12 protein-coding genes are annotated in these 17,819 nt (G+C 50.1%); 7 read left to right on the top strand and 5 right to left on the bottom strand.

Annotated elements, in window-relative coordinates; all coding sequences use genetic code 11:
• Positions 1 to 45 precede the first annotated feature (45 nt).
• Genes ACTHTJ_RS00185 through ACTHTJ_RS00175 form a run of 3 tightly spaced genes read left to right on the top strand, consistent with a single transcriptional unit; the run spans position 46 to position 3,532 of the window.
• Positions 46 to 1,356 (top strand): paraquat-inducible protein A, encoded by a 1,311-nt coding sequence (locus ACTHTJ_RS00185; RefSeq protein WP_083297176.1) that lies wholly within the window; start codon positions 46 to 48, stop codon positions 1,354 to 1,356.
• Positions 1,353 to 3,014 (top strand): intermembrane transport protein PqiB, encoded by a 1,662-nt coding sequence (gene pqiB / locus ACTHTJ_RS00180; protein WP_070583827.1) that lies wholly within the window; start codon positions 1,353 to 1,355, stop codon positions 3,012 to 3,014. Before ACTHTJ_RS00185 ends, pqiB begins: the two co-directional genes overlap by 4 nt.
• Positions 3,014 to 3,532 (top strand): PqiC family protein, encoded by a 519-nt coding sequence (locus ACTHTJ_RS00175; RefSeq protein ID WP_070583826.1) that lies wholly within the window; start codon positions 3,014 to 3,016, stop codon positions 3,530 to 3,532. Before pqiB ends, ACTHTJ_RS00175 begins: the two co-directional genes overlap by 1 nt.
• A 57-nt stretch (positions 3,533 to 3,589) precedes the next feature.
• On the opposite strand, the gene ACTHTJ_RS00170 is transcribed toward ACTHTJ_RS00175, so the two are convergent.
• Positions 3,590 to 4,300 (bottom strand): GrxB family glutaredoxin, encoded by a 711-nt coding sequence (locus ACTHTJ_RS00170; RefSeq protein WP_070583825.1) that lies wholly within the window; start codon positions 4,298 to 4,300, stop codon positions 3,590 to 3,592.
• An 88-nt stretch (positions 4,301 to 4,388) separates the two neighbouring features.
• On the opposite strand from ACTHTJ_RS00170, the gene ACTHTJ_RS00165 reads away from it, so the two are divergent.
• The 4 genes from ACTHTJ_RS00165 to putA all read left to right on the top strand — a co-directional run bounded on the left by ACTHTJ_RS00165 (position 4,389) and on the right by putA (position 13,465).
• Positions 4,389 to 6,602 carry a RelA/SpoT family protein gene (locus ACTHTJ_RS00165; protein ID WP_070583824.1) on the top strand — a complete coding sequence of 738 codons (2,214 nt, stop codon included), beginning with the start codon at positions 4,389 to 4,391 and terminating at the stop codon, positions 6,600 to 6,602.
• 252 nt (positions 6,603 to 6,854) lie between these two features.
• Positions 6,855 to 7,649 carry a formate/nitrite transporter family protein gene (locus tag ACTHTJ_RS00160; protein WP_070583823.1) on the top strand — a complete coding sequence of 265 codons (795 nt, stop codon included), beginning with the start codon at positions 6,855 to 6,857 and terminating at the stop codon, positions 7,647 to 7,649.
• Positions 7,650 to 8,104: 455 nt separating this feature from the next.
• Entirely contained in the window at positions 8,105 to 9,631 is a 1,527-nt protein-coding gene (putP, locus tag ACTHTJ_RS00155) for a sodium/proline symporter PutP (protein WP_070583822.1), read from the top strand.
• 225 nt (positions 9,632 to 9,856) lie between these two features.
• Complete coding sequence (gene putA, locus ACTHTJ_RS00150) at positions 9,857 to 13,465, top strand: bifunctional proline dehydrogenase/L-glutamate gamma-semialdehyde dehydrogenase PutA (protein WP_070583821.1); 3,609 nt, start codon at positions 9,857 to 9,859, stop codon at positions 13,463 to 13,465.
• Positions 13,466 to 13,523: 58 nt separating this feature from the next.
• Here the strand turns inward: putA and nth are convergent, their stop codons facing one another.
• The 4 genes from nth to ACTHTJ_RS00130 form a co-directional block, all read right to left on the bottom strand.
• Complete coding sequence (nth, locus tag ACTHTJ_RS00145; RefSeq protein WP_003747538.1) at positions 13,524 to 14,153, bottom strand: endonuclease III; 630 nt, start codon at positions 14,151 to 14,153, stop codon at positions 13,524 to 13,526.
• Positions 14,154 to 14,264: 111 nt separating this feature from the next.
• Positions 14,265 to 15,644, bottom strand: a complete 1,380-nt coding sequence (gene nhaC / locus ACTHTJ_RS00140; RefSeq protein WP_070583820.1) for a Na+/H+ antiporter NhaC — start codon at positions 15,642 to 15,644, stop codon at positions 14,265 to 14,267.
• 163 nt (positions 15,645 to 15,807) lie between these two features.
• Positions 15,808 to 16,449: an alpha/beta fold hydrolase gene (locus ACTHTJ_RS00135; protein ID WP_070583819.1), complete on the bottom strand. Its 642-nt coding sequence runs from the start codon at positions 16,447 to 16,449 to the stop codon at positions 15,808 to 15,810.
• Positions 16,450 to 16,541: 92 nt separating this feature from the next.
• Positions 16,542 to 17,765 carry a sugar MFS transporter gene (locus ACTHTJ_RS00130; RefSeq protein ID WP_070583818.1) on the bottom strand — a complete coding sequence of 408 codons (1,224 nt, stop codon included), beginning with the start codon at positions 17,763 to 17,765 and terminating at the stop codon, positions 16,542 to 16,544.
• Between the last annotated feature and the right edge of the window lie 54 nt (positions 17,766 to 17,819).

Raw genomic sequence — 17,819 nt, 5'->3', positions numbered from 1 at the left:
TTATAATGCGACACTCTTTGCACCTTCTTTATCCCCTGCCGAACCATGAAACGGATTCCTGCCTACCATCGCTGGTGGCGCTACAAGTCTTATCTTCCTGATGCGACGCTGCCTGCACATACGGTGGAATGCCCGGATTGCGGCTGCCGTATGGATATTCCGCGCCTGCGTCAGGGGCAGGAAGCGCATTGTCCGGTATGCAACCATGAAATCGTGGAGGTGGAAAACAATCCGTATATCGCGCCGATTGCCTATGCGCTGACAACCTTGATTCTGATGGCGTTCGCGTACAATATGGTGTATATCCGCGTCGATTTGTTCGGCGTAACATCGATTTTGTCGTTGCCGCAAATGATGCAGCTTTTGATTTCGCTGGATTACGGTTTTCTGGCAGAAGTGATGTTTATCCTTACCTTCGGAGCACCTTTACTGTTTTTACTGCTCTGCCTGTATGTTTATACGGCTTTGATACGCGAAAAGGCCTACCCTGCGCTGCGCTTTGCGACGCGTGTATTGGTGCGGCTGCGTCATTGGATTATGGTGGATGTGTTTTTCATTTCCACTTTGGTGGCGTATATCAAGCTCTCGTCCGTTGCTACGGTAGAGTTCGGCTCGGCGTTTTATCTGATGTTTCCGCTGTCGGTCATGCTGATTCGGACTTCGGTATCGATTCCGCAGCATTGGGTTTATTATAAGATTCACCGCTTAACCGGCGGCCATGCGGTTCAGACGGCCTCTGAGGACAAAATCTGTTGCAGCCGTTGCCTGTATTTCCGCAATAAAGACGAGCAGCCTTGCGGCGTATGCGGTGCGGACTTATACCGCCGCCGCCCGAAAAGCCTGAGCATTTCGCTGGCGTTTTTAGTGGCGGCGTTTATCCTGTATTTCCCTGCCAACATCCTGCCGATTATGATTTCGTCCAACCCGACGGCTTTGGAGATCAATACGATTTTCAACGGCATTGTTTATATGTGGGACGACGGCGACCGGTTGATTGCGGTGATTATTTTCAGCGCCAGTATTATGGTGCCGGTATTGAAGATTATCGCAATGGCGGTTTTGATTTATTCCGCATACTTCAAACCCGTGATGAGCGCGGACAAAATGTCGGTTTTGTATCGAATTACCGAATCCATCGGCCGCTGGTCGATGATCGATATTTTTGTGATTATTATTTTGATGAGTTCGTTCCACACCAATATGGCGCGCGTTGTGCCGGGTGATGCGGCGATTTACTTCTGCCTGGTCGTTATTTTGACCATGCTTTCAGCCTATTATTTCGATCCCCGTCTGATTTGGGACAAACAACAGCAGCTTTCAGACGGCCTTGATTCTGACCAGACCTTAAAACAATGAAAAAACACGATTCTTCACCCAATTATCACGCCCCGGCGCGTGTCAAGAAAACCAATGTCTTCACGTCTATCGTGTGGCTGATTCCGCTGATTGCGCTGATTGCCGGCAGCTGGCTTTTGGTTAAAGACATCCGCAACCGCGGCCCTGTCGTTACGCTGTTGATGGACAGCGCCGAAGGCATCGAAGTCAACAACACCGTTATTAAGGTGTTGAACGTCGATGTCGGACGCGTTACCCGCATCAAATTGCGCGACGATCAAAAAGGCGTGGAAGTCACTGCGCAGCTCAGCGCCGATGCCAAAGACCTTATCCGCAGCGATACCCAATTTTGGGTGGTCAAACCGCGTATCGACCAAAGCGGCGTTACCGGCTTGGGAACCTTGCTTTCCGGTTCATATATTGCATTTACACCTGGCAAAAGCCAAGAAACCAAAGATGTATTTGTCGTCCAAGACATTCCACCGATTGCCGCCATCGGTCAAAGCGGCCTGCGCCTGAATTTGGTCGGCAAAAACGACCGTATCCTCAACGTCAGCAGCCCTGTTTTGTATGAAAATTTTATGGTCGGCCAAGTAGAAAGCGCGCATTTCGACCCGTCCGACCAAAGCGTGCATTACACCATCTTCATCCAAAGTCCCAACGACAAACTGATTAATTCCGCCAGCCGTTTCTGGCTGGAAAGCGGCATCAATATCGAAACCACAGGCAGCGGTGTCAAACTCAACTCCGCTCCTCTGGCTGCACTACTGTCTGGTGCGATTTCGTTTGATTCGCCCAAAACAAGCGACAGTAAAAACGTCAAAAGCGAAGACAGCTTCACGCTTTATGACAGCCGCAGCGAAGTGGCCAATCTGCCTGACGACCGCTCGCTGTATTACACTGCATTCTTCAAACAATCAGTACGCGGTCTGACTGCCGGTTCTCCCGTCGAATACAAAGGCCTGAATGTCGGCGTAGTTTCCGACGTTCCCTATTTCGACCGCAACGACAGCCTGCATTTGTTTGAAAACGGCTGGATTCCCGTGCGCATCCGCATTGAGCCTTCCCGTTTGGAAATCAATGCCGACGAGCAAAGCAAAGAGCATTGGAAACAACAATTTCAGACGGCCTTAAACAAAGGTCTGACTGCCACTATCTCCAGCAACAACCTGCTGACCGGCAGCAAAATGATTGAGTTGAACGATCAGCCTTCCGCCTCGCCTAAGCTACGACCGCATACCGTTTATGCCGGTGATACCGTTATCGCAACCCAAGGCGGCGGTTTGGACGATTTGCAGGCAAAAGTGGCCGACTTGTTAGACAAATTCAACAATCTGCCATTGGATAAAACCGTTGCCGGCTTGAACGGCTCGCTTGCCGAACTCAAGTCCACCCTCAAATCCGCCAATGCCGCCCTAAGCTCCATCGACAAACTGGTCGGCAAACCGCAAACTCAAAACATTCCGAACGAGCTGAACCAAACCCTGAAAGAGTTGCGTCAAACCCTGCAAGGCGTATCGCCTCAATCGCCTATCTATGGCGACGTACAAAATACGCTGCAAAGTTTGGACAAAACCTTAAAAGACGTTCAACCCGTGATTAATACTTTGAAAGAAAAACCCAATGCGCTGATTTTCAATAGCAGCAGCAAAGACCCTATCCCGAAAGGAAGCCGATAATGCGCCTCTTCCCGATTGCCGCCGCCCTGACGCTTGCCGCCTGCGGCACCGCGCAAAGCACACAATATTTCGTCCTGCCCGACAGCCAATACATCCGTCCGGCTGCACAAGGCAACGAAATCGCGGTCAAAGTCAACCTTGCCGAACCGCTTGCTAACGGCGGCCTCGTTTACCAAACCGACGCCTATCATGTCAATTTGGCGAAAAACCACCTTTGGGCGGCACCGCTCGATGGCGCGTTGGCGGCAAACCTCAGCAACAAGCTCAACCGCCTCAATCCGCATCGCACCTTTGTGCCTGCTTCACGCAGCCAAAGCAGTCAAACCCTGAAAGTCTATATCGAAGCCTTCCAAGGCAGCTATCAGGGGCAGACCACCATCAGCGGTTATGCACAATGGCCGGACGGACGCAGCAAACCGTTTAACACCATTACTCCACAACAAGGCGACGGCTATACCGCCATGCTTGAATCATTGGAAAACGGTTTGTCACAGGTTGCCGATACGATTGCCTATTAAACCCAAAGGCCGTCTGAAAGATGTTCAGACGGCCTTTTTTCATGTTTCAAACATTCATTACAACGCGCGGTCAAAATACAGAGCCACGCCGGATCGCTCGCTCATCGCCAACAAATAATCCATCAATTTTTGCGGCCATTGAATACCGCGCACAACGGTCAGGTTGCGCAAAATAGGGAAAGTCAGGATATCTTCCAAACTGATTTCACCGCTCAAGCCCTCGCCTTCGCACACCAGCGTTTCCAGTTCGGCCAAGTCTTGATGCAAACGCTCCAGATACTGCGCCGTTTTGTTCAGATTAGTCTCGAAATTGCCGATACTTTTCTCTTTTTTGTCGATAAAGTATTTTTTCGCTTCATCGGTCTCAAATTCGGGCAGGCCGATTTTGACCATGCGCGGCTGTACCAATTTGTTATTGTATTCGCCCACTTTGTCCAACCAAGCCTGAACCTCAGGACGAACCTCTTCTTTCAGACGGCCTTGATCGATATAGCGGACAATATCCAAACTCTCGCCCATAAACGAACCGTCTTCTTTTTGCAAAATCGGCACTTGTTTTGAGCCAATCATGCCAATCGGCGTAGCTTCGTCATCGTTCGCCAAAACAACCTCTTCCACCGCCACATCGCGCAAGCCGAAAATCATCCTTGCACGAACGCAAAACGGGCAATGGTCGTAAATATACAGTTTCATCAAAATACTCCTTAAAATTTCAAAACGGTTAACCATAACACCCAAGGCCGTCTGAAACAAGGCTTCCTGAAACATAGTGCCACCTTCGCATACAAATCTAGGGCTGCCGGCAATAAACTGTTACAATAGCAACGTTTTTATCAAAAAGAAAAAAACGCACGCCATGACCATTATTCGCCAAACGCCCCAAACATCGAGTGCAACGCTGGAAGGCCTCCTCGCATGGTTCGACGGCTATGTTGCCGCGCTGCCCGATTCCGATAAAAACCTGATTCAGACGGCCTTTGACCTGTCTAAAGAACATTACCCCGCCGATGCCCTAACAACTTACGGCGAGCCATTGCTGGAACATTTCCTCGGCTCGATGCAAATCGTCAGCGAACTCGACTTATTGCCCGATGCCGTGGCCGCTACGATTTTATCCGACATCGGCAAATACGTTCCCACTTGGCACGAATTGGTTACCGAACGCTGCAACAGCACCGTTTGCGAACTGGTCAAAGGTGTGGACGAAGTGCAGAAACTGACCCAATTCGCCCGCGTGGACAGCCTTGCCACGCCGGAAGAACGCAGCCAACAGGCCGAAACCATGCGTAAAATGCTGTTGGCGATGGTTACCGACATCCGCGTCGTCCTGATCAAACTGGCCATGCGTACGCGCACCCTGCAATTCTTAAGCAACGTTCCCGACAATCCTGAAAAACGCGCCGTTGCCAAAGAAACCCTCGACATTTTTGCCCCGCTCGCCAACCGCTTGGGCGTGTGGCAACTCAAATGGCAGCTCGAAGATTTGGGCTTCCGCCATCAAGAGCCGGAAAAATACCGTGAAATCGCCCTGCTTTTGGACGAAAAACGCACCGAGCGCCTCGAATACATCGAAAATTTCCTCAATATCCTGCGTACGGAACTGAAAAAATACAATATTCATTTTGAAGTTGCCGGAAGACCGAAGCATATCTACTCCATTTACAAAAAAATGGTGAAGAAAAAGCTCACTTTCGATGGCTTGTTCGACATCCGTGCCGTACGGATTTTGGTGGACACCATTCCCGAGTGTTACACCACGTTGGGCATTGTCCACAGCCTCTGGCAGCCGATTCCGGGCGAGTTTGACGACTATATCGCCAACCCGAAAGGCAACGGCTATAAAAGTTTGCATACCGTCATCGTCGGCCCGGAAGACAAAGGCGTGGAAGTCCAAATCCGCACCTTCGACATGCACCAATTCAACGAATTCGGTGTTGCCGCCCACTGGCGTTATAAAGAAGGTGGCAAGGGTGATTCCGCCTACGAACAGAAAATCGCTTGGTTGCGCCAACTCTTGGACTGGCGCGAAAACATGGCCGAAAGCGGCAAAGAAGACCTTGCCGCCGCCTTTAAAACCGAGCTGTTCAACGACACGATTTACGTTTTGACCCCGCACGGCAAAGTCCTCTCCCTGCCTACGGGCGCCACCCCCATCGACTTTGCCTACGCCCTGCACAGCAGCGTGGGCGACCGTTGCCGCGGTGCAAAAGTCGAAGGACAAATCGTACCGCTGTCAACGCCGTTGGAAAATGGACAACGTGTTGAAATCATTACTGCAAAAGAAGGCAATCCTTCCGTCAACTGGCTCTACGAAGGCTGGGTCAAATCCAACCGTGCCATCAGCAAAATCCGTGCCTATATCCGCCAGCAAAATGCGGATACCGTGCGCGAAGAAGGCCGCGCCCAGTTGGATAAGCAGTTGTCAAAAATCTTCCCAAAACCCAATCTGCAAGCGTTGGCGGAAAAACTCGGCTTCAAAAAAACCGACGAACTCTATACGGCCATCGGTCAGGGAGAAGTTTCCAACCGCGCCATCCACAAAGCCTGCGGCGCGCTGAATGAACCGCCTCCTGTGCCGATTGATGAAACCAATATCGTCAAGCAGTCCAAAATCAAAAAAGGCGGCAAAAACGGCATTTTGATTGACGGCGAAGACGGCTTGATGACCACACTTGCCAAATGCTGCAAACCGGCACCTCCTGACGATATTGTGGGCTTTGTTACGCGCGACCGCGGTATTTCCGTCCACCGCAATACCTGCCCTTCTTTCCGCCACCTTGCCGAGCAGGCTCCGGAAAAAGTGTTGAATGCAAGCTGGGCAGCCTTGCAAGAAGGACAAGTATTTGCCGTCGATGTCGAAATCCGCGCTCAAGACCGCTCCGGTTTGCTGCGCGACGTTTCGGATGCGCTGGCGCGTCATAAACTCAACGTTACCGCGGTGCAAACTCAATCGCGCGATTTGGAAGCCAGTATGCGCTTTACCCTTGAAGTCCGCCAAGTCAATGACCTGCCGCGCGTATTAGCCAGCTTGGGCGACATCAAAGGCGTTTTAAGCGTAACGCGCTTGTAGTTCTAACGCACCAAGCAAATCTAAAGGCCGTCTGAAAGCAACTTTTTCAGACGGCCTTTTAAGTTTTTAAAACGCCAATATCTCAACGCCGCAAGTTATCTTTCTTAAAAAAGTCGGCCGCAGCCTTAGTCACCTCAATATATAACCCCCTCTTCTATCCTTACAACCAGTTGTTATTTCCTACCGGCATCATTCTCAGGCAAACTTATTATCCTCATGATAAACAAGATATTTCCAATTTAAGGGAGCCTCATGAATACACGAGATTTGTACCCTCACGAGATTTTACAGGAAGCCATCGGCAAGAGCTGCGCCAAATCCGAGTTCAGCATCAAAATGTTGGTGATTTTGAGTTTTTTAGGCGGCGGCTATGTCGGCTTCGGCTATCTTGCCTGCCTGCGCGTCATCAGCGGTATTCCAGCCGAATGGAACGGCCTGGCCGCCCTTTTGGGCGCATCCGTATTCCCGATTGCGCTGATTTGTATCTTAATCGGCGGCGGTGAGCTGGCAACAGGCAATATGATGATTATGGCTTTGGGCAGATTGACCGGCCGCGTCAGCACCTACAAACTGGTACGCAACTGGCTCATCGTCAGCTTGGGCAACCTAGCTGGCGCCGTTGCCATGGCCTATTTCCTCGGCCACTATGTCGGCCTGGCAGAGGGAGCGGCTGCGGCTAAAACCATTGCCATCGCCGAAGCCAAAGTTAATATGGACTTTGGCCGTGCATTCGTCTCCGCTATCGCATGTAACTGGATGGTGTGCATGGGTATTTGGTTCTATTTCGGCTCACGCCATACTTCAGGCCGCATTTTGGCAACTTGGTTTCCGGTCATGATCTTCGTGTTAATCGGTTTCCAACACTTTGTCGCCAATATGTTCATCATTCCGGCCGGTATTTGGGCGGGTGCAAATGTCAGCTGGGGTCAATTTTTCTACAACATGATCCCCGTCTTCTTAGGTAACGTCCTCGGCGGATCGTCTTTTGTTGCCGCTTTCTATCTATTCGCTTATAAGCATTTGTTAAAAGACGATTTTTCTATTTAGTTCAAGCTGACTCACTACCCCGTATTCATCAGAAATACGGGGTAGTGCCGTTATCAGGCCGTCTGAAAACGCCTTTTATGTCGCATAATTACGCTTTTTCTCTGCGTAACGTTTCATTTATAGGAAAGATAGTTTCATTGTCTTTCCTTTTCCCCAATTTAAGATAATTTTTGCAATCTTTTGTTTTCAAATGACTTCCCCTCAAAAGCGCTACGATTTTTCATAAAGCCCGTGTTCCGTGCTTTGCAAAACAAAAAATTTACTGTATTCTGAATTTAATTATTTACAATTTAATATGGATTGGTTACATATCCTATTGTATTTGAAAATAATTTATCCTGACTCTCTCGTGAAAAACAGGATTTTTAAGCTGTATTTTTATTAGAAAAAAGTTTGGGTACGAATTGTTTGCAATTTCAAAACCCGTATTTATAAGTTAGATGAGGAATAAGTACATGAATCCCATGTATATCACTTTCGCGATCTATTTGGTCGCCGTATTACTGATCGGCCTGGCCGCCTATTTTTCAACACGAAACTTCGATGACTACATCCTCGGCGGCCGCAGCTTGGGTCCGTTCGTGACCGCGATGTCTGCCGGTGCTTCCGATATGTCAGGCTGGCTTTTGATGGGCTTGCCAGGTGCCATTTACCTGAGCGGTTTGAATGAAGCTTGGATTGCCATTGGTCTGATTGTGGGTGCATACCTCAACTGGCTTTTGGTCGCAGGCCGTCTGCGCGTACATACCGAATACGCCAACAACGCGCTGACGCTTCCTGATTACTTCTTCCACCGCTTTGGTGCCGGCGGTCACTTGATGAAAGTGGTTTCTGCACTGATTATCTTGTTCTTCTTCACTATTTACTGTGCTTCAGGCATCGTAGCCGGTGCTACCCTATTCCAAAGCCTGTTCCACGATCTGTCTTACACTCAAGCCATGTGGCTGGGTGCCGGCGCAACCATCGCCTACACTTTCTTGGGCGGTTTCTTGGCCGTAAGCTGGACCGATACCCTGCAAGCTTCTTTGATGATTTTTGCATTGGTACTGACTCCTATAATGGTGTATTTGGGTTTGGGCGGTGCAGATCAAATGAATGCGGCCATCCAACAAGTTGCCGCCTCTACCGGTAAAGAATACGGCAGCCTGTTTGCCGGTACTACTTTCATCGGCATTATCTCTACCGCCGCTTGGGGCTTGGGCTATTTCGGCCAACCACACATTTTGGCCCGTTTCATGGCTGCCGAAAGCGCTAAATCTCTGGTTTCTGCACGCCGTATCGGCATGACTTGGATGATTCTGTGTATGGCCGGTGCTGTGGCTGTCGGCTACTTCGGTATCGCCTACTTCGGTGCCAACCCTGCTCACGTTGAAGAAATGAACGGCAACCACGAACGTATCTTCATCGCTTTGGCTACCCTGCTCTTCAACCCTTGGATTGCCGGTATCATCTTGAGCGCGATTCTCGCCGCCGTAATGTCCACTCTGTCTTGCCAATTGTTGGTTTGCTCCAGCGCGATTACCGAAGACTTCTACAAAGGCTTCCTGCGTAAAAAAGCACAACAAGCCGAGTTGGTATGGATTGGCCGTCTGATGGTTTTGGCGATTGCCGTGATTTCCATCCTGATTGCTTCTGATCCTAACAGCAAAGTATTGGGCTTGGTGGCTTACGCATGGGCAGGTTTTGGTGCCGCATTCGGTCCGGTTGTTATCCTGTCTGTACTGTGGAAACGCATTACTGCCTACGGCGCACTCTCCGGCATGATTGCAGGTGCACTGACTGTAGTAGTTTGGGCTGAGTGGATCAAAAAACCTGCTTTAGCCGCACAAGAAACAGGTTTCGCTACTGTCTATGAAATCGTTCCCGGCTTCATCGCTTGTTTCCTCGTGATTGTTTTGGTGTCCCTGATCGACAAAAAACCTTCACGCGAATTGCAAGAACGTTTCGAAAAAGCAGACGCAGAATACCGCGCTTCTAAATAAGACGTTTTCAGACGGCCTGCATGATTCGGTGCAGGCCGTCTTTATGAAATAAACTGTTTCAAAATAATCTGAGCCTTATCAGAAAAAACAGCAATTTATGCGGATGCATCTTGTATCCGCATCATAATTTTATTACGATATTACTATCCTTCAGAATGTCTGTTTTAGCAGTCTTAAAGTCAGGCCGTCTGAAACCATGAAAAAAACCTTTGGAGAACATAAATAATGTTTAACTTCGCTTTTCCAACACAAACTCCTCTGCGTCAAGCTGTAACTGATGCCTACCGCCGCGATGAAATCGAAGCCGTTCAGGATATGTTGCAACGTGCACAGATGACCGACGAAGAGCGCAATGCTGCCTCCGAGCTTGCCCGTCGTTTGGTTACTCAAGTCCGCTCCAGCCGCACCAAAGCAAGCGGCGTAGATGCCTTGATGCACGAGTTCTCTCTCTCCAGTGAAGAAGGTGTTGCACTGATGTGTCTGGCCGAAGCCCTGCTGCGTATTCCGGACAATGCCACCCGCGACCGCCTGATTGCCGATAAAATCTCCGAAGGCAACTGGAAAAGCCACTTGAACAACAGCCCTTCCCTCTTCGTTAACGCGGCTGCATGGGGTCTGTTGATTACCGGCAAACTGACCACCAACACTTCTGAGAAAAACATGGGTTCTGCACTGAGCCGCATGATCAGCAAAGGTGGGGCGCCTCTGATCCGTCAAGGTGTGAACTACGCAATGCGCCTGTTGGGCAAACAGTTCGTAACCGGCCAAACCATTGAAGAAGCGCTGCAAAACGGTAAAGAGCGCGAGAAAATGGGTTACCGCTTCTCTTTCGATATGTTGGGTGAAGCCGCATACACCGAAGAAGATGCCAACCGCTACTACAACGACTACGTTCAAGCCATTCATGCCATCGGTAAAGATGCCGCAGGCCAAGGCGTTTACGAAGGCAACGGTATTTCCGTTAAACTTTCCGCCATCCACCCACGCTACTCACGCGCCCAACACGAACGCGTTATGAGCGAACTGTTGCCACGCCTGAAAGAATTGTTCCTTTTGGGTAAAAAATACGATATCGGTATCAACATCGACGCCGAAGAAGCCAACCGTCTCGAATTGTCTTTGGACTTGATGGAAGCTTTGGTTTCCGACCCTGACTTAGCCGGCTACAAAGGTATCGGTTTCGTTGTTCAAGCCTACCAAAAACGTTGCCCGTTCGTTATCGACTATCTGATCGACCTGGCCCGCCGCAACAACCAAAAACTGATGATCCGTTTGGTTAAAGGCGCATACTGGGACAGCGAAGTAAAATGGGCCCAAGTAGACGGCATGGAAGGCTATCCGACTTACACCCGTAAAGTCCACACCGACATCTCCTACCTCGCCTGCGCACGCAAACTCTTGGATGCGCAAGATGCCGTGTTCCCACAATTTGCCACCCACAACGCCTACACTTTGGGCGCAATCTACCAAATGGGTAAAGGCAAAGACTTCGAACACCAATGTCTGCACGGCATGGGCGAAACCCTATACGACCAAGTGGTCGGCCCGCAAAACTTAGGCCGCCGCGTACGCGTGTATGCCCCGGTCGGCACACACGAAACCCTGCTTGCCTACTTGGTACGCCGTCTGTTGGAAAACGGTGCGAACTCTTCTTTCGTGAACCAAATCGTTGACGAAAACATCAGCATCGACCGCCTGATTAAGAGCCCGTTCGACACCATCGCCGAACAAGGCATCCACCTGCATCCGGCATTGCCTCTGCCGCGCGATTTGTATGGCAAAGGCCGTCTGAACTCCCAAGGCGTCGATTTCAGCAACGAAAACGTATTGCAAAACCTGCAAGAAAAACTCAACCAAGCTTCTTCCGAAGACTTCCACGCCGCGTCTATCGTCAATGGCGAAGCGCGTAACGTGGGCGAAGCGCAACCCGTCCGTAACCCTGCAGACCACAACGATGTTGTCGGCACTGTCAGCTTTGCCGATGCGGCATTGGCTCAAGAAGCTATTGGTGCAGCCGTTGCCGCCTTGCCGGAGTGGAGCGCCAAACCTGCTTCAGAACGCGCCGACTGCCTGCGCCGTTTTGCCGACCTCTTGGAACAACACACGCCTGCATTGATGATGCTGGCCGTCCGCGAAGCCGGTAAAACCCTGAACAACGCCGTTGCCGAAGTACGCGAAGCCGTTGACTTCTGCCGCTACTATGCCAACGAAGCTGAAAACACCCTGCCTAAAGATGCCAAAGCCGTCGGCGCAATCGTTGCCATCAGCCCATGGAACTTCCCATTGGCCATCTTTACCGGCGAAGTCGTTTCCGCCCTGGCTGCCGGTAACACCGTTATCGCCAAACCTGCCGAACAAACCAGCCTGATTGCCACTTACGCAGTTTCCCTGATGCATCAAGCCGGTATTCCGACTTCTGCGCTGCAACTCGTACTCGGCGCAGGCGATGTCGGCTCCGCCCTGACCGGCGATGCCCGCATCGGCGGCGTGATCTTCACCGGTTCTACCGAAGTAGCGCGCCTGATCAACAAAGCCCTGTCTAAACGCGACGACAGCCCTGTCCTGATTGCCGAGACCGGCGGTCAAAACGCGATGATCGTGGACTCTACCGCCCTGCCGGAACAAGTCTGCCTCGACGTATTGAACTCTGCCTTCGACAGCGCGGGCCAACGTTGTTCCGCCCTGCGTATCTTGTGTGTTCAAGAAGATGTTGCCGATAAAATGATCAACATCATCAAAGGCGCAATGGACGAGCTGGTTGTCGGCAAACCGATCCAACTGACCACAGACATCGGCCCTGTCATCGATGCTGAAGCCCAACAAAACCTGTTGGCCCACATCAACAAAATGAAAGGCGTAGCGAAGGCTTACCACGAAATCAAAACTGCCGCCGACGTTGATGAAAACAACTCTACCTTCGTTCGTCCAATCCTGTTTGAATTGAACAACCTGAACGAGTTGCAACGCGAAGTGTTTGGTCCTGTACTGCACGTTGTCCGCTACCGCGCCAGCGAATTGGATCAACTCATCGACCAAATCAACGCCAAAGGCTATGCTTTGACCAGCGGTGTACACAGCCGTATCGAAGGCACTGTCGACCACATCCGCGACCGCATCGAAGCCGGTAACATCTACGTTAACCGCAACATCGTCGGTGCCGTTGTCGGCGTACAACCTTTCGGCGGTCACGGCTTGTCCGGTACCGGTCCAAAAGCAGGCGGTTCATTCTATCTGCAACGCCTGGTTCGTACTCCTGAATGGGTTGCCCCAACCCTCAGCCGCATCGGCCAAGCAGACGAAGACGCGCTCAAACGTTTGGAAACCCTGGTTCACAAACTGCCGTTTAACGCAGAAGAGAAAAAAGCCGCAGCCGCAGCTTTGGGTCACGCTCGCGTCCGTACCCTGCGCAAAGCCGAAGCCGTATTGGTCGGCCCGACCGGCGAACGCAACTCATTGAGCTGGCGTTCTCCGAAACGCGTTTGGGTACATGGCGGCAATCTGCTGCAAGCCTTCTCTGCCCTGACCGAGCTGGCAGCCGCTGGCATCCAAACCGTTGTTGAGCCTAACAGCCCGTTGGCTTCCTACTCAGCCGATTTGGACGGTTTGTTGCAAGTCAACAGCAAACCTGAAAACGCAGGCATCAGCCATGTTGCCGCTATCGAGCCTTTGAGCAGCGAGCGCAAACAAGAGTTGGCCGGCCGCGATGGTGCGCTCATCCGCATCCTGCCTTCCGAACAAGGTCTGGACATTCTGCAAGTATTTGAAGAAATCTCTTGCAGTATCAATACTACCGCTGCCGGCGGTAACGCCAGCCTGATGGCAGTTGCCGACTAATCACAGCCAAATCAAAGGCCGTCTGAAATTCAGACGGCCTTTTTTTATCTGTTTTTATTTACAGTTTTGCCGGATATTCGCACAAATCATTAATCAAACATTTGCTGCATTGAGGTTTCAAAGCCTTACATGTATAGCGGCCGTGCAAAATCAACCAATGATGGGCATCCATCAAAAATTCTTTGGGAATAAAGCGCATCAACTTGTCTTCAACTTCACGCACATCCTTGCCCGGCGCGATTTTGGTGCGGTTGGCCACACGGAAAATATGGGTATCAACCGCCATAACAGGTTGCCCGAATGCAGTATTCAATACCACATTGGCAGTTTTTCGGCCAACACCGGGCAAAGACTCCAAAGCCTCTCGGTCGGCAGGCACTTCGCCATTGTATTTTTCCAGCAAAATACGGCAAGTCTGCATGATGTGTTTGGATTTGGTTTTGTAGAGGCCTATGGTTTTGGTGTATTCCATCACACCGTCCAACCCCAAATCCAACATGGCTTGCGGCGTATTGGCAACGGGAAAGAGCTTGGCAGTCGCTTTGTTCACGCCGACATCAGTCGCCTGAGCAGACAATAAAACGGCGATAAGCAGCTCAAACGGCGAGCTGAAATTCAACTCGGTAGTCGGATGAGGATTGGCAGCGCGGAAACGCTCGAAAATTTCTTGGCGGATTTGTTTGTTCATGGTTGGAATTGTTTTTATATGGCGCGGCAATTATATCCGATGGGGCTGCTTCAAACAAAGCAGGCCGTCTGAAACGCATTCAGACGGCCTGATGATCAAACAGCCTACTGTTTATTTTTTACTCAAAGTCAGCCCTGTCCAGCCAAACACCAGCGTCAGAGCCAAGCTCAAGTAGCAGAAGAAGGCGTAAGGCAGGTATTCCCAAACAGGCACACCCAAGGCATGGCTGATAAATACGCCGCAGACGCTCCAAGGCACCAACGGGTTGATCACCGTACCCGCATCTTCCAGCGTACGGGCAAGGTTGCGCGAATGCAGGCCGAGTTTGTCATAAACCGGCTTAAAGGTTTCACCGGAAAGCAGAATACTCAAATATTGCTCGCCAATCAGGAAGTTGACGCCGACCGATGTCATGGCCACGCTGAAAGTAGCGCGTCCGGCATTGGTTAGGAACGCACGAATGGCCTCCAGCAAAGACGGAATCACACCAATACTGAACAACAGGCCGCCCAAGCTCATGCCGAGTATCACGATGGTTTGCGTAAAGAACATGCTTTCCAAGCCGCCGCGTGAAATCAAGCGGGCAATGTCTTTGAATGCTTCGCCTTCGAGTTTGTATCCGCTGTAAAACCACGCGCCCAGCTGTTTCAAATCAGGCGTACTGTGGAAGTAAGTCACAATCAATGCCACCACAACAGTAAACAGCATGGCCACAATGGCATTGACGCGCATCAGGGCAAGGACAACTAGCAAAGCAAACGGAATCAATGAATAAGCATGCACCAAACCGGTTGCTTCCAATTGCGCGCGGAAAGCTTCGACGCTGTTCATGTCATGTGCAGCCACATTGGGTAAAAGCCACAACATCAAGGCCGCACTGATCAACCACGCAGGCACAGTGGTGTACATCATGTTTTTGATGTGCTCGAACAAATCAATGCCGACAATCGAAGCGGAAATACCGGTCGTATCGGAAAGCGGCGACATTTTATCGCCGAAGAACGCGCCCGACACAATCGCACCTGCCGTCATCGCCATATCGGCATGAAACGCAGCCGCCATCCCCATAAATGCCACGCCGACAGTCGCACAAATCGTCAAACTACTGCCGATGGAAATACCGATGACCGAGCAAAGCGCAAACGCCGAGAAATAAAAATAAGTCGGCGAAATCAATCCGAAACCGTAATACATCAGCGTCGGAATCGCACCGCTCATCATCAGCGCGCTGACCATCAGGCCGATAAAGAAAAACAGATAAATCGCGCCCATGCCCTGCCCGACCGCGCCGATCATACCGTTTTGCATGTCTTGATATTTCAATCCGCGCATCAAACCGTACAACAGCAAGACCACAATCGCCGTCACAATCGACATATGCGGCAGCCATTCAAGCGAAATAATCGTATAACCCATTGCCGCCACCAAAGCCAAGGCCACCGCAATGGCCTCGAAACGCGGCATATTGAGTAAGGATTTGAAAGCAAACATTGTTCTTTGCCTTTTTAATAAGTATTTAACAGATTTTAGCATAACAGGCCGTCTGAAAAACCGGTTTCAGACGGCCTGCTGATTATTTTACGAAAACAACGCTCACAAATCCTTGCCATTTTCTTTAAAATAAACAAATTATTTAGAATAAAATATTTTTAAATTAGAATAAATGGTGTTTTATTGCTTTTTTAAAATATCCATCATGCAAAAATGCCACTACCTGTCCGGCAGTTTTGCGGTTGAACAGCATACCGCTATGGCTGACCGGCAAAACGACATGATCGCGCATATTCGGACAATGCGTTTCGCTGACCAAAACCGTACCATCATGTTCGCCATGCAAACCTAAAACACGGCCCAGTCCATACGGTTTATTGCCGGCAATACTGCCCAACTCAACACCCTTTGGCAATTCAGGAATACCGCCGTCCAATGCGCCTTTATACGAGCCGCCCAATACCGGCTTTTGCAAACCCATATTGAACACACGTTGCGCGGCACGGCTGCCTTGATGCGGCGTACCCATGGTAACGATACGGCCGCTGACTTTATTCGGATATGTAGCCGCAAAATTGCGTAAGACCAACCCGCCCAAACTATGGCCGACAAAGTGCAGCGTTTCATCAGCATGGTTCTCATCAATCCATCGCGCTAGATCTTCAACATGTCGGTTCATCGAATGCAAAACACTGTAATAATCGAACAGAGCAACTTCAAAACCTTCTTGTTCCAGCAAATACGCCAGCGGTCTCATGACCCACGAATGCATGTGCAAGCCATGCAGCAAAATGATTTTGGCCATTTTTTCCTCCTGTCATTTAAATCATTATGCCACAAAGTAAAAAGGCCGTCTGAAATCCCATAAGGTTTCAGACGGCCTTTTATCATGATGAATTATTCGTCAGCTTTGTAGCCTTTTATAGCAAAGAAGACGATGTATACGTAACAAATCGCTGATACAACGAAAGAAATCATCAGACCTTGAGTATCCGCTACCCAACCTTGTACCACAGGCACAATCGCACCGCCGACAATCGCAGTACACAATACGCCGGAAGCGCTGCTGGTGAATCGGCCAAGACCTTTGGTTGCCAAAGAGAAAATCGTTGGGAACATGATGGAATTGAAGAAACCGATGGCCAACAATGCCCACATCGCAACATCTGCACTGGCTTTACCTGCCAACATAGCTACGCCCAACAGGACAACAGCAGCGGTAGCATTGAATGCCAAATAGCGGTTAGGCGCAATTTTCGCCATGATGGCAGAGCCTAAGAAGCGACCAACCATCGCGCCGCCCCAGTAGAACGACAGATATTTTGCAGCAGATGCGTGGTCCAAACCTTTCAGGTAACCCAACACGTTGACCAACAAAGAACCGATAGATACTTCTGCACCAACATAACAGAAAATACCGGCCGCACCAAAAATCAAGTGGCGGTATTGCCATACGCTGTGTTTACCATCATGGTTGTGCTCACTCTCTTCTTCAGCAATTTTGTTTGCATCAGGCAGACGAATCATTTTGACGAACACAGCCAAAATAATCAGCAAACCTGCCAAACCCAAATATGGAATTTGAACAGAAGAAATTTGCTCGGCTTTGCTGACAGTTTGTGTCGCATCAGCCAAAATCAGGAATGCCCCGATTTGCGGAGCAATGGTCGTACCCAAAGAGTTGAATGCCTGAACCAAAGTCAGTGTTGCAGATTCTTTACCTGGTTTGGACAGCAGGGTCACATAAGGGTTACCCGCCACTTGCAACAGCGTTACACCTGAAGCCAAAATGAACAGCGCACCCAAGAAAGTAGGATAAGAATGGCTGCCGGCGGCAGGATAGAACAACAGACAGCCGATGGCAGTCAATACGAAACCGCCGATTACACCGTTTTTATAGCCGATTTTGCCGACCAAATAACCCATAGGGATCGACATAATCGCGTAAGCGGTAAAGAAACAGAATTGAATCAGCATCGCCTGAACATAAGTCAGTTCGAAAATATCTTTCAGGTGCGGAATCAAAATATCGTTCATGCAGGTAATGAAACCCATCATGAAGAAGAGTGTGGTCAGAACGACCAGCGCAGGAGTATGATTTTGTTGTGAATGCGCAGACATGATTTGCCTTTCGTTTTGTTAAGATTCGCTGGAAAAATGAGCTTAAATCAGTTC

It is taken from the genome of Neisseria sp. P0018.S001 (assembly GCF_051957355.1).
In the GTDB taxonomy this organism is placed as follows: domain Bacteria; phylum Pseudomonadota; class Gammaproteobacteria; order Burkholderiales; family Neisseriaceae; genus Neisseria; species Neisseria subflava_A.
The sequence above is the reverse complement of the archived record's forward strand: the minus strand, read 5'-3'. Positions and strand labels throughout refer to the sequence as shown.